The sequence below is a fragment of the Solirubrum puertoriconensis genome, assembly GCF_001483135.1.
GTDB classification, from domain to species: domain Bacteria; phylum Bacteroidota; class Bacteroidia; order Cytophagales; family Hymenobacteraceae; genus Solirubrum; species Solirubrum puertoriconensis.
Window position 1 is genome coordinate 1,109,408 of the sequence record NZ_LNAL01000008.1, and the last position, 11,597, is coordinate 1,121,004.

Sequence of the window (11,597 nt, forward strand, 5' to 3'; positions counted from 1 at the left end):
ATGAAGCCTGCTGTCGACCCCTTAGCCCAATTAGCCGAAATTCGCTCGATCATGGAGCGCTCCTCGCGGTTCATCTCACTGAGTGGTTTGTCGGGGATAGGAGCTGGGGTGGTAGCGCTGGCCGGTGCAGGCCTAGGGCATTGGTACTTGCATCGGCTGCTGGGCGGCTCGCTTGGCACGAGCCAGTACGGCAGTTCGTTCGGCAGCGCATCGGGCCTTATTTCGTTGCTCGAAGAATCGCCCACGGTGCGGTTTGCCGTACTGCCTTTTTTGCTGGTTTTGTGCCTAGGTATCATTGTGCTGGCAGGCGGCGTGGCGGTGTTCTTTACGCGCCGGCGTACGCGCCACGTGGGCGGTTCGCTGTGGGATGGTGTAGCGCGCCGCTTGTTCTGGAGCATGGCCTTGCCGCTGGTGGCCGGCGGGCTGTTTTGCCTGCAGTTGTACCTGCGCGGCGCGGCTGGGCTGGTGGTACCGGGCATGCTCATCTTCTACGGCGTGGCCTTGCTCAACGCCAGCAAGTACACCCTGCCCGAAATAAAGCTGCTGGGTATCTCGCAGATAGTGCTGGGCTTGGTGGCCAGTTTGGCCGTCAACTGGGCCTTTCTGTTCTTTGCAGCGGGTTTCGGGTTGTGCCATATCGGTTACGGGTTACTGATGTACAACCGCTACGAGCGCGAGAGCAACGTGGCGCCAAGCAAGTAATTCCTGCCTTACCCGAACCTGCAGCTCCGTCCCTAGGTTCTTCAACCTTCCGCGGCGCAAGCAGCGCCAGCGTTTTTCAACTCATCCGTGAAGCACGTCATCCATCAGCTCAACAAAGCCTTCGACCACCGCGTGCGGCTGGGCGTTATGGCCGTGCTCATGGCCAACGACGAGGTGAGCTTTAATGAGTTAAAAGAAACCCTCGACCTCACCGATGGCAACCTCGCCAGCCACGCCGCCGCCCTCGAGAAAGCCGGCTATGTGCAGGTAAACAAGCAGTTCGTTGGCAAAAAGCCCAACACCACTTTCACGGCTACCAAAGAAGGCCGCCAAGCCTTTCAAGAGCATCTTGATACGCTTGAAAAGCTGCTGAAAGGGGCGGAGTAAATTTTTTTTTGGACTTAAACTTTGAAACACAAAGTACTTTAAAACATCATGAATGTACTTCCTTTGTTTTCAACTGCTACAGCCCGAAGCACTGCCAAGCAGCCCCACGCGTCTGCTTGGTATCCTGTAACGCTAGTGCTCAATACTACCCAAAAATGGCTTTTGCCGGTAGGGCTGGTGTTGTTTGATGTATTGTTCTGGGAGCAGCACATCGGCCTCAACTTGGCGCTGTACACGCTAATGGCTGTAGCCGTACTGCTGGCCAGTAGGCCGCAAAGCGCGTGGCGTTCCGGGTACTTTCGGCTGGTATTGTTGGGCACTGTGGTATCGGCAGGGGCGGTGGCCTGGTACGGCTCGGGGGCGGCGGCACTTGCCTGCACGGCTTCGTTGCTGATGTTGTGGGGCTACGCCAACCAGCCGCCGCTAAAGCAGGCGGGCTTGGCTTTGCTTACGGGCCTAGGTGCTGCAGCCGAGGTATTAGCTGGCTTGCCCAACCTGCTGGTACGCGCACTGCCCAGCCGGCAAACCAAAGTAGGCCGCTTGGGCTGGTACGTGCGGCTGCTGGCAATGCCACTGCTGGTGCTGGGTATTTTTCATGTGCTCTTTGCTTTGGCAAACCCGCGCTACCGCACGCTGGCCGATAAGGTGTGGGCAAGCGTTGCGGCGTGGCTGGCGAAGTATTTCGAGCTGTTGTCGTGGGGGCACTTGCTGTTTTTGCTGGTGGGGCTGGCCAGCACAGCCGTAATGTTGTTGCGGGTGCCGCTGCCCGGCTTGGCGCAGTGGGAGGCGCGTTTTGCCGAGGTGGTGCTGCGCCGCCGCGACGGGGTGGCTTCGTTTGCGGTGCGCCACCCCGATTTTCGCCGGCGCACGTTCCGCTCATCCGATTTACGAAAGGAGTACCTAGGTGCTTTGGCCGTGTTTGGGTTGGTTAACCTGTTGTTGCTGGCCGTAAATGCCATCGATATTCAGTGGTTGTGGTTTGGGTTTAGCCCCGAGCCCAGCTTCAACCTAGCGCAGTTTGTACACGAGGGTACCTACGTGCTCATCTTCAGCATTTTGCTGGCCATGGGCATTGTGCTGTGGTTTTTCCGCCGCAACCTCAACTTTTATCAGCCGGGCTTGCCCTTGCTGCGCTGGGGTGCTACGGTGTGGGTGGTGCAAAATGCAATACTGGCGGTGTCGGTGGGGCTGCGCAACTACTACTACATCTCGCACATGGGCTTGGCTTACAAGCGCATTGGGGTGTGCTTTTTCCTGCTGCTTACACTGTTTGGCCTGGTCACCATCTTGCTGAAAATCTGGCAGCGGCGCTCGGCATTTGCATTGGTGCGCCTGAATAGCGTAGCGGTCTATCTGGTGCTACTGTCCCTGGCATTGGGCAACTGGGAAATCTGGATTGCGCGCTACAACCTTACTTCGGGGTTCCGGCAAATCGATTACGGTTTTCTGCTGAACATGCCCGGCCGCGTGCTGCTCGAACTCGTGCGGCACCGCGCTGCTCTGGCAAGCACGCTCAGCATAACCACGGAGAAGACTTACAGCAGCTACGGCACGCAAACAATAAAAGCCGACGCGGCCCAACGCATGCTGGATACACGCATAGCCAACTGGCGTGCTTACTACCAAGCCACGGCCAGCTGGCAGGATTGGACTTACGCCGATTGGCAGGCTTACCGTCAGCTCAGCCAGCGCCGCTAACTCCTGCGGCCCTAGGTGCTGCCGTGCTTGTGCGGCACCTAGAGCCAGCTAAGCAACGATTTATCACCCCTAAAACCCGCGTGCTCTGCTGCTGAGCGCGCACCCACCGCCATGACGTTTGCTGACTGGGCCGAGTACTTCCGCGCCAACCAAAACCACCTGGCCGAGTTGAGTTGGGACGATACCCACCGCCTCACCGACCGCGAACGACGCGCGGCAGGCCGCTCGCTGCAGCATTTTCAGCGCGGCGAAAGTTCGGAGGGGCATCACCTCTACCACCACGCCCAAGCCAGCCACGACGCCGATTATCTCGCGGCTATGCGCTTGTTTATTGCCGAAGAGCAAGGGCATGCGCAAGTGCTAGGTCGTTTTTTGGATATGCAAGGCCTGCCCCGCCTGCGCGCTTGCTTTACCGATGATGTGTTTCGTTGGCTGCGGCGCTTCAGCGGTTGGGAGCACACCATCCGGTTGCTGCTCACGGCCGAGATTATTGCCGCGGTGTACTACCGGGCTTTGTACTACGCTACCTACTCGGGGCTGCTGCAGCAAATTTGCCTGCGCATCATGCGCGATGAGCAACAACACATTGCCTTTCAGTGCAGTACCCTGCGCTATCTGCGCCCGCGCCGTAGCGGCCTCGGGTGGTGGCTAAGCCAGCAGTTGCACTGTGCGCTGATGATTGGGACCACGGCGGTAGTGTGGGTATGCTACAACCGTACATTGTGGGCTGGCGGCATGGGGCCCGTAGGCTTTGCAGCCAGCGTGGCGCAGGAGTGGGGTCGGGCCCAAGCATTGCTGCGCGCTTCGGCTGCCGCCGTTACGGGGCCCCGGAATGGATTTGCACACCTAGGGGGCACCAACCTGCCCGCGCTTGGGCAATGATTAGCTTGTTGGTGAAAGGCGTAAAAGCAGCGCCACCAACTATGTGGTGGGGTTTGCTCGCGTCAGTATTCGCTCTGCTAAACTTAGTAGGGCAGGAGGAGCTATGGCCTAATACGCCCGCTGCCGTGCCGGCTTGCCAGGCGCTGCTTGCAATAGGAGCAGGTTGCATGGTGGCTTCGGCGCCAATTACGGCGTGGCGGTGGGCCGCTGAGTTGCCTGGCTCGGTGCTGCCGGCCACTATGCGGGTGCTGGCAATAGTGGCAGGGGTAGTTGCCTTTCCGGTAATAACAGCACTGCTGTGCGGCTTTGTTTGGTGTTGCGTTGAGGCAATTAGCCGTTATTGAACCTTCGGCCGGCTGGCAACTGGTATATTTGTATTTCAGCCGGAGCGTTTACGTGCCAGCTCCCCGGTTTTTTCTGCCCGATGCCCTCGACTGAAGCTCAGCATATTAACGCCGCTACTTCTCCCAAACCCCGGCCTAAGCGTTCTTGGCCCAATCGCCTTTCGCGAATGGCATGGGCTGCGTTTGCGGCCGCGGCTGGTTTTTTCCTGCTGCTGCCCATTCTGGTAGCTTCCAACTTCTTGTTCCTATTTGGCAAATCGCCGAGCCTGGAGGAACTGGAAGACCCCAAAGTGGAGCAACCCTCCGAGGTGTATACTTCCGATGGAGTGCTGCTGGGCCGCTACTACCGCGAAAACCGTTACCCCGTGCCGCTCGATAGCATGTCGCCGTGGCTGGTAAAGGCGCTGGTCGCTACCGAAGACATTCGCTATCAGGAGCACTCCGGCATCGATCCGCAGGCACTGGTGGGCTCGGTGGTGGCAGCGGCGCGCGGGCAAAAGCGCGGGGGCTCTACCATCACGCAGCAACTGGCCAAAAACCTCTACAAAACCCGCCGCGGCGAGCAGGGCCTCCTAGGTCATGTGCCCGTGGTGAGCACCATCATAGCCAAATTAAAGGAGTGGCTAACGGCCGTAGAGCTGGAGCGCCGCTACACCAAGGATGAAATCCTGCGCATGTACCTCAACACCGTCGACTACGGCTCGCAGTCGTACGGCATTAAGGTGGCAGCCAAAACCTTCTTCAGCACCACGCCCGATAGTCTCCGGCCCGAGCAGGCGGCTGTGTTGGTAGGAGCACTTAACAACCCTACCGCGTTCAATGCCCGCTTTCACCCCGAGGCTGCTACGCGGCGGCGCAACCTGGTGCTGGAGCGCATGGGGCAAGCAGGCGTGCTGCCGGCCGAGCAGGTGAAATTGCTGCAAAGCCAGCCCATCGTGCTGAACTACCAAGTGGAAAAGCACGTCGATGGCCCTGAGAATTATTTCCGTTCGGCCATCAGCCAATTCGTAAACGATTGGTGCGAGAAGAACGGCTACGACATGTACCGCGACGGGCTGCGCATCTACACCACCATCGATTCGCGCATGCAGGAGCACGCCGAAGAGGCCGTGCAGAAGCGGATGAAAACGCTGCAACGCACGTTCGATAACTTCTGGCGCAACCGCGGCAAAAATCCGTGGGTGGACGAAGACGGTAATGAAATTCCGAACTTCATCGAGACGCAGATTAAGCGCACGGAGCTGTACAAGGAGTTGGCTGCGCGCTACAAAGGTAACCCTGCCGGCCTCGATTCGGCCCTGAACACCAAGCGCCCCATGAAGGTATTTACCTGGAAGGGCGACGGTGACACTACGTTGCTGCTTTCGCCGCTCGATTCGCTGGCGTACTACAAGCACTTCCTACACGCCGGCATGATGTCGATGGATCCGTACACCGGGCACATCAAAGCATGGGTGGGTGGTCTGAATTATCGATTCTTCCAGTACGACCACGTGAAGCAGGGCAAGCGCCAAGCCGGCTCTACCTTCAAGCCGTTCGTGTACCTCACTGCCATAGACAAAGGCTACGCGCCCTGCGACCGGATTCGGGACGAACGCGTGACCATAAACTACGTGGAGAACGGCAAGCCCATGGAGTGGAAGCCCGACAACGTAACGCGCGAGTACACCGGCATCAACATGACGCTGCGCCATGCCATGGCCCGCTCGGTAAACTCCGTAACGGCCCAGCTAACCGAGCGCGTGGGCTGGAACGAGGTAGTCAAGTATGCCAACAAAGTAGGCATTCGGAGCAAGCTGCTGGGCGTGCCGAGCATCGGCCTGGGTTCGGCCGGCGACGTGAGCGTGTACGAAATGGTGAATGCCTACAGCACGTTCGTGAACGGTGGCTTCCGGCCCGAGCCGCTTATTGTAACGCGCATTGAAGACCGCAACGGCAACGTTATTAAACAGTTCGATCCGCAGCAGAAGCGCGTGATTCCGGCCGAAACCGCTTGGCTGATGGTATACATGCTGCGCGGCGGTATGGAGGAGCCAGGCGGCACCTCGCAAGGCCTGTGGGACTACGACCTCTTTAAGAAAAACAACCAGATCGGCGGCAAAACCGGCACCACCTCCAACTACTCTGATGGTTGGTACATGGGCATCACAAAGGACCTAGTAACCGGGGTATGGGTTGGTGGCGAAGACCGTTCCATTCACTTCTTCCGCTCGGAGCAGGGCGAAGGCGGCCGCATGGCACTACCAATCTTCGGTATGTACATGGAGCGTGTCTATAAGGACAAGGAATTGGGCATCACGCCCGGGCCGTTCCCGAAGTACCCCGGCAAAATCAACCGGAAGTACATCTGCTATTCCGAAGACTCACGCCCGCGCCGTAAGAAAGTAGAAGTGGACTCGATTGTGGTAGATAACCTCCTCGATCGTATTAACGAAGGAACTATCGAAGTGCCCGACAGCCTGAAGGCGCAATAGCTTAGGCTAGCTGTTGGCTTCCGGCGCTAGGTCCATTGCGCCACAGCCAAAACAACACACCTAGGAGCATTGCGGCGCCTGCCAACGAGTACGCTTGAAACTCAAGGGGCCAGCCCGAAGGAGAAATCAACGGGGTATGTGGTTGCCAAGAGTTACTCCAGGCAATAAAGGCATCGGCAATTGGCAGCGTACCAAACAAGTAGCACTTTTGCCCCCGGCTTGCCCAAGGTATTCCGAAGGCCTCGATGCTATTACGCAGGCGAACGGCCAAAAGCGTATCGCCATATTGTTCCGCCGCCCGACGTCCTACAATCGAAGCAGCGCCTCCGATACCCACACAACAGGGCCGGAGTCGATGTCGCTTGCGCCGTCAACGCCGTGCGGATGCTCTCGAAACCCTGGCAAACCCAACCGCTCATCAGCAAAGTGCTGTTTATACAGCATGTAATGCGGCCGGGCATACGCCGGATCAATCTCGTAGAGCATGCTTAGTAATAAGCTTTGCGAAGAGCCACGGGCACTTTCAAGCACTTTGCCCGACTGGGCTTCTACCGAGTGTGGAATCATCCCGCGCATATCAGTGTGAGTGGCTACCCGTTGTAGCCAAACTTGCAGCAACTCTTGGTATAGGGGAGTGAACACCCGATCGTGCGTGGCTAACGCTGCGGCGCATACTGCTGCATCGGCTGGCCAAGCACCTCTGGCGTAGGACTCCGGAAAAGGTGTGCCTGCATCCGCAAGTACGGCGGCAATTTGCTGGCATGTGCGCCGAAACAACTCCACATCGCCAGGCCTACGCTTAGCCGCTGGCTGACTCAGCAGCAACTTACCTAGGGAGTAACCCAACCAACCGTTGTAAAAAGCGCCATGTGGCAGCGGCAGCGTGGCATCAAACACCTGCTGGCCAGCAGGCGAAGCAATTTCCTTCACTGCCCAACTACTTTCGGCGGTTGCTTCTTGGTGCAACATTGTTTGTGGAGAAGCGGCGGCGGCTACCTCACTCCAACAAAGGCTGTAAAAGGCGTTCAGGAATACATGTCCTTCGGGATATATTTCTTGCATGTCATGTGCAGCACCGGCATGCAACTGTGCTTTCAAATGGCGCAGTTGAGCTAGCAAATCAGCATTCATGGAGTTCGTTCCACCATCTGTGTTTGGCTGATGATACAGCCGAACATTGAGGGTGATTATGTACAGAAGTATGCTCCCTAACAACAAGCTGGCTGTTAGCCGTAATAGCTTTATCATGATGATTGTATCTGTTAAGCAAACCAGCTAATAAGTAAATATGGAAACAGCAGGGCCCGCATATGAAGGTATGCGGGCCCTGCTGTTTGGTATGCTTGTTAAAAACAAATAGCTCAGCTACTCTTCTTCACGTTGGTAGAAGGACTCCAACGCTTCGCGTAAGTCGGGGTGCTCGAACCGGAAACCTTGCTCCAGCACTTTTTGTGCACTAACGCGCTGCGAGGCCAGTACTATCTCGCTCATTTCGCCCATAAGCAACTTCAGGCCAAACTCTGGCACTTTGGGTAATACCAGCGGGCGGTGAAGTACTTCGGCCAGCGTAGAAGTAAACTCTTTATTAGTGACAGGGTGCGGCGACACCGCGTTGTATGTACCCTGCCACTCGGGCTCTTCCATCATCTGGATAAGCAAGCGGCAAAGGTCGTCGATGTGCACCCACGACATGTACTGGCGTCCGCTACCTAGGGCCGCACCAGCCATCAGCTTTACCGGACGGGCAATGCTGGGCAGTGCGCCGCCTTCGTCGCTGAGCACAATACCGATGCGGGTAATCACAGTACGAACGCCTAGGTTTTGCACCTGCTGCGCAGCACGCTCCCACTGTGTAGCCACGTCGGCCAAGAAATCATCGGCCGGGGCAGGAGGGGTATCCTCGGTTAACACTCGGTCGTCGGCGTCGCCGTAGATGCCGATAGCCGAAGCCGAGATGAATGCTTTCACGTGGTGCGGCCGTTCGCGCAACTCGCGCGCGAGCAGGTTAGTGCCTCCCACGCGGCTCGACATGATTTCGTGCTTCCGCTCCTCCGACCATTTTTCATCGGAAACGCTGGCGCCAGCGAGGTTCACAATAAAATCGGCATACCCAATAGCGGCCTCGTCGATCTGATCGGCAGCGGGGTCCCAGCGGAAACTGCAGTAGCGTCCACGTCCGGTTTGCCGGCTGAGGTGGGCAACTTCGTATCCGGCATCAATCAGCATTTCGGAGAGGCGCATACCAATAAGGCCGCGTCCTCCCGAAATCAACACTTTGCGCAACGATGGTTTCATTGTATAAGCACTACGAAGAGCCCGTATACTGCCGATAAGCTCAAAAGGGGCTGCAAGTTAAGGGGCTGGCTTCACATCCACCTTTCAGGAACGATTGGGGTGGCAATTAGGTGCGTTATGCCGATGGGAGTTACTTCCCAATCAGTCGCAAAAACTCGCGTCGCAATTGTTCGTCGCGCCCAAATGCGCCGCCGTACTCCGCTGTAATGGTAGAGCTGCTGGTATCGTTTACGCCGCGGCTCATTACGCACAGGTGGTCGGCTTCGATGAGTACGGCCACGTCGTCGGTACGGAGGCTCTGCTTTAGCTCCTCGGCAATTTGGCGGGTCAGGCGTTCCTGCACTTGGGGGCGGCGGGCATAGTATTGCACTACGCGGTTCAGCTTCGAGAGGCCTACTACATGCTCGCCGGGTAGGTAAGCTACGTGCGCCTTACCTATAATAGGTACGAAGTGATGCTCGCAGCACGAAAACAGCGTAATGTCGCGCTCAACCAATATGTGATTATACTGGTAACGATTCTCGAACAGGCGCACTTCGGGCCGATGCTGCGGATCGAGGCCGCGGAACCATTCGTTCACGAACATTTTGGCCACCCGGCGCGGAGTACCGTTCAGGCTGTCGTCGGTGAGGTCGAGACCGAGCAGGTGCATGATCTCGCGGAAGTGCGCCGTGATGCCGGCAATTTTGTCTTCTTCGCTAAGGGCGAAAGCATCGGGCCGCAAAGGGGTGCGCAGCTCGGCATCCAGGCGGTCGTCGGCTCCTGGAAGGGCTGCTGGGTCGGGCTGTTTAGCCATGGTATTCTACAAAGTTGCGGTCCGTTTCGTGAAGCGTGACCGATAAGGCCAGGTTGTTGGCCAGGTGAGGCCGCAGCCGCTGCCAGCACACGCGGGCAATATTCTCGGCCGTGGGGTTGAGCTGGCGAAAATCCTCGGTGTCGAGGTTCAGGTTGCGGTGGTCAAAGGTATTTAGAATCTCGCGTTTGATTAGGTCGCTCAGCTCCTTCAGGTCATACACATAGCCCGTATCGGGGTTAGGTTCGCCCGTCAGACGCACCGTTAGCACATAGTTGTGTCCGTGGTAGTTAGGGTTGTTGCAGAGGCCAAATACCCGGTCGTTCTCCTCGTCCGACCAGGATGGGTTGAAGAGGCGATGCGCCGCGTTGAAATGCTCAGTGCGTCCTACGGTTACTTTCATGAGGTGCTTAACTGCTAGTTTGGGCGGTTTGTTTCGGTATTTGCATCCTACTCAATAACAGCACTTTATCAAGTATATATTTTTTGAATCTTGAACTTAACAAATATTTCAAAGGATATATCTAATAAAAATTATATGGAGTAAAAAAAATCTAGGTCCTACTCTGGCGCTTTGTGTAGGGGTGGTTAAATTTGGTGAGTTGTTACCCGCAAATAGCGAGCGGCTGCACCTCACACTTCGTTTTCACACACTTATTTCACACTCTATGAAATCAGGCGTACTCCTCTCTCTGTTGCTGTTCGTCCTGACGACTGCAGGCTTCGCTCAACGCTCGCCGGTAGACGAAACGGAAATGGCAGTAAAAGGCATCCCTCGTAAAGGTCAGCGCGTGACTATCCAGCTGGATAGCAAGCGGGTTGAAGATTCGTGGGTAAAGCTCATCAACGAAAAAATCGGCAAAGTTAAAGCCGATAAAGGTGTGTACTCGATGGATGGTGTAGTGGTTGAGTCGATTTCTAAGACTCCGATCCGCATCATCTCGAAAGTTGACGCCGTACCGACCGGTACTACCGTTTGGTGGTCGATCGACTTGGGTAACGCTTACCTGAGCAAAGACGCTACTCCGCAGCAGTGGAAGTCGGCCGAAAACTACCTGAAGGATTTCGCTCGCCAACTGTACCGCGAAGACATTGCCCTGCAGGTACAAGAAGCTGAGCGTGCTCTGATTAACTCGCAAAACAACCACATGGCTGTAATTGCGAAGCAGGATGCCATCAAGAAGGACATCGAGCGCAACAAGCAGAAGAAAATTGAAATTCAGCAGCAGCTGGCCGAAAACGCTGCCGAACTGGTGAAGCTCAACAACATGGTTGACTCGAACCTGAAGGAGCAAGAAGCCGCTCGCGCCGACATTGTTAACATGCGCGTGCAGCTGGAGTCGGTTAAGGAGCGCATGAACAAGATCGAGTAGTTCTGTTCGCGGCTTTCTAATACAAAAAAGCCCCGCCACATTGCTGGCGGGGCTTTTTTCTTTTGTAGTGCTTCAGAAGTTGTGCATAGTATGGCCCCCTTTCGGGACTGAGTGCACCGCTGACCTAGGTCGTAGCTACGGCTTAAGCACGGCGCGTATTTGCTGCTCAGCGGCTTCGGGGCCGCGCCACCCAACCACGCGTATCTGCCCCGGTTCGCCGGTGTGCTGGTACCAAAGGCGCAAGGTTTCGCGTGCGGCCGGGTAGCGCGTGACCAACTCTTGCCACGTGGTAACGGGCAAGTTGCGCAGGCTGGGCCGAGCCGGAACTGTGAGCACCACCGATTCCATTTCGCCGCCGTTGTCGAGGAGTAGCAGGGCCAGCGGCAACACCTCGAGCACGGTGCCCGATGGCTGACCCTCTGCCAGCACAATAGCTGGTTGCGGCCGCCCTAGGGAATAGCGTTTGGAGGCAGGGAGGTGCGTGGAAGGAATAAAGCCTGCATTTACTGGGAAAGGCAGGAAATCGATGCGGCGCTCAATGCCCGCGTGCATCTCCGGCTTGAAATCGTTGCTGCGAGGTTCGTAGCGTAGCACACGGTTTGAGCCGGCGGGCGTTTCTACCACCACTTGCAGCAGGCGGCGCTCTTCG

11 protein-coding genes are annotated in these 11,597 nt (G+C 56.9%); 6 read left to right on the forward strand and 5 right to left on the reverse strand.

The features are described from left to right. From ASU33_RS19030 to ASU33_RS19050, 5 genes are all read left to right on the forward strand, one after another. The gene (locus ASU33_RS19030) at positions 1-702 is read left to right on the forward strand and encodes a hypothetical protein (RefSeq protein ID WP_059072385.1); all 702 of its coding nucleotides are present in this window, start codon (positions 1-3) and stop codon (positions 700-702) included. An 87-nt stretch (positions 703-789) separates the two neighbouring features. After that, on the forward strand, positions 790-1,089 hold the full coding sequence (locus tag ASU33_RS19035; RefSeq protein ID WP_059072386.1) for a winged helix-turn-helix domain-containing protein: 300 nt from the start codon (positions 790-792) through the stop codon (positions 1,087-1,089). Between the two features lie 135 nt (positions 1,090-1,224). Beyond that, positions 1,225-2,787: a DUF4153 domain-containing protein gene (locus ASU33_RS19040; RefSeq protein WP_059072387.1), complete on the forward strand. Its 1,563-nt coding sequence runs from the start codon at positions 1,225-1,227 to the stop codon at positions 2,785-2,787. Between the two features lie 111 nt (positions 2,788-2,898). Then, the gene (locus tag ASU33_RS19045; protein WP_059072388.1) at positions 2,899-3,669 is read left to right on the forward strand and encodes a ferritin-like domain-containing protein; all 771 of its coding nucleotides are present in this window, start codon (positions 2,899-2,901) and stop codon (positions 3,667-3,669) included. Positions 3,670-4,180: 511 nt separating this feature from the next. Beyond that, positions 4,181-6,487, forward strand: a complete 2,307-nt coding sequence (locus tag ASU33_RS19050) for a transglycosylase domain-containing protein (RefSeq protein WP_059072389.1) — start codon at positions 4,181-4,183, stop codon at positions 6,485-6,487. Between the two features lie 306 nt (positions 6,488-6,793). Here the strand turns inward: ASU33_RS19050 and ASU33_RS19055 are convergent, their stop codons facing one another. From ASU33_RS19055 to ASU33_RS19070, 4 genes are all read right to left on the reverse strand, one after another. Further along, positions 6,794-7,735, reverse strand: coding sequence for a hypothetical protein (locus tag ASU33_RS19055; RefSeq protein WP_059072390.1), 942 nt, complete (start codon positions 7,733-7,735; stop codon positions 6,794-6,796). Positions 7,736-7,852: 117 nt separating this feature from the next. Continuing rightward, a complete protein-coding gene (locus tag ASU33_RS19060; RefSeq protein WP_059072391.1) occupies positions 7,853-8,782 on the reverse strand; it encodes a TIGR01777 family oxidoreductase in 930 nt (309 codons plus the stop codon). Positions 8,783-8,912: 130 nt separating this feature from the next. Then, the gene (folE, locus tag ASU33_RS19065; protein WP_059072392.1) at positions 8,913-9,578 is read right to left on the reverse strand and encodes a GTP cyclohydrolase I FolE; all 666 of its coding nucleotides are present in this window, start codon (positions 9,576-9,578) and stop codon (positions 8,913-8,915) included. Continuing rightward, entirely contained in the window at positions 9,571-9,978 is a 408-nt protein-coding gene (locus tag ASU33_RS19070) for a 6-pyruvoyl trahydropterin synthase family protein (protein WP_059072393.1), read from the reverse strand. The genes folE and ASU33_RS19070 overlap by 8 nt, the downstream gene beginning before the upstream one ends. A 265-nt stretch (positions 9,979-10,243) precedes the next feature. On the opposite strand from ASU33_RS19070, the gene ASU33_RS19075 reads away from it, so the two are divergent. Next, complete coding sequence (locus ASU33_RS19075) at positions 10,244-10,948, forward strand: hypothetical protein (protein ID WP_059072394.1); 705 nt, start codon at positions 10,244-10,246, stop codon at positions 10,946-10,948. A 135-nt stretch (positions 10,949-11,083) separates the two neighbouring features. Here ASU33_RS19075 and ASU33_RS19080 read toward each other — a convergent pair whose 3' ends face one another. Beyond that, the gene (locus tag ASU33_RS19080) at positions 11,084-11,575 is read right to left on the reverse strand and encodes an inorganic diphosphatase (protein WP_059072395.1); all 492 of its coding nucleotides are present in this window, start codon (positions 11,573-11,575) and stop codon (positions 11,084-11,086) included. Between the last annotated feature and the right edge of the window lie 22 nt (positions 11,576-11,597).

Excerpts from the sequence above, each read along its gene's own strand:
- ASU33_RS19060 (WP_059072391.1), bottom strand. The coding sequence starts at position 8,782 with ATGAAACCATCGTTGCGCAAAGTGTTGATTTCGGGAGGACGCGGCCTT.
- folE (WP_059072392.1), bottom strand. The coding sequence starts at position 9,578 with ATGGCTAAACAGCCCGACCCAGCAGCCCTTCCAGGAGCCGACGACCGC.
- ASU33_RS19055 (WP_059072390.1), bottom strand. The coding sequence starts at position 7,735 with ATGATAAAGCTATTACGGCTAACAGCCAGCTTGTTGTTAGGGAGCATA.
- ASU33_RS19030 (WP_059072385.1), top strand. The coding sequence starts at position 1 with ATGAAGCCTGCTGTCGACCCCTTAGCCCAATTAGCCGAAATTCGCTCG.
- ASU33_RS19050 (WP_059072389.1), top strand. The coding sequence starts at position 4,181 with ATGGCATGGGCTGCGTTTGCGGCCGCGGCTGGTTTTTTCCTGCTGCTG.
- ASU33_RS19045 (WP_059072388.1), top strand. The coding sequence starts at position 2,899 with ATGACGTTTGCTGACTGGGCCGAGTACTTCCGCGCCAACCAAAACCAC.
- ASU33_RS19075 (WP_059072394.1), top strand. The coding sequence starts at position 10,244 with ATGAAATCAGGCGTACTCCTCTCTCTGTTGCTGTTCGTCCTGACGACT.
- ASU33_RS19070 (WP_059072393.1), bottom strand. The coding sequence starts at position 9,978 with ATGAAAGTAACCGTAGGACGCACTGAGCATTTCAACGCGGCGCATCGC.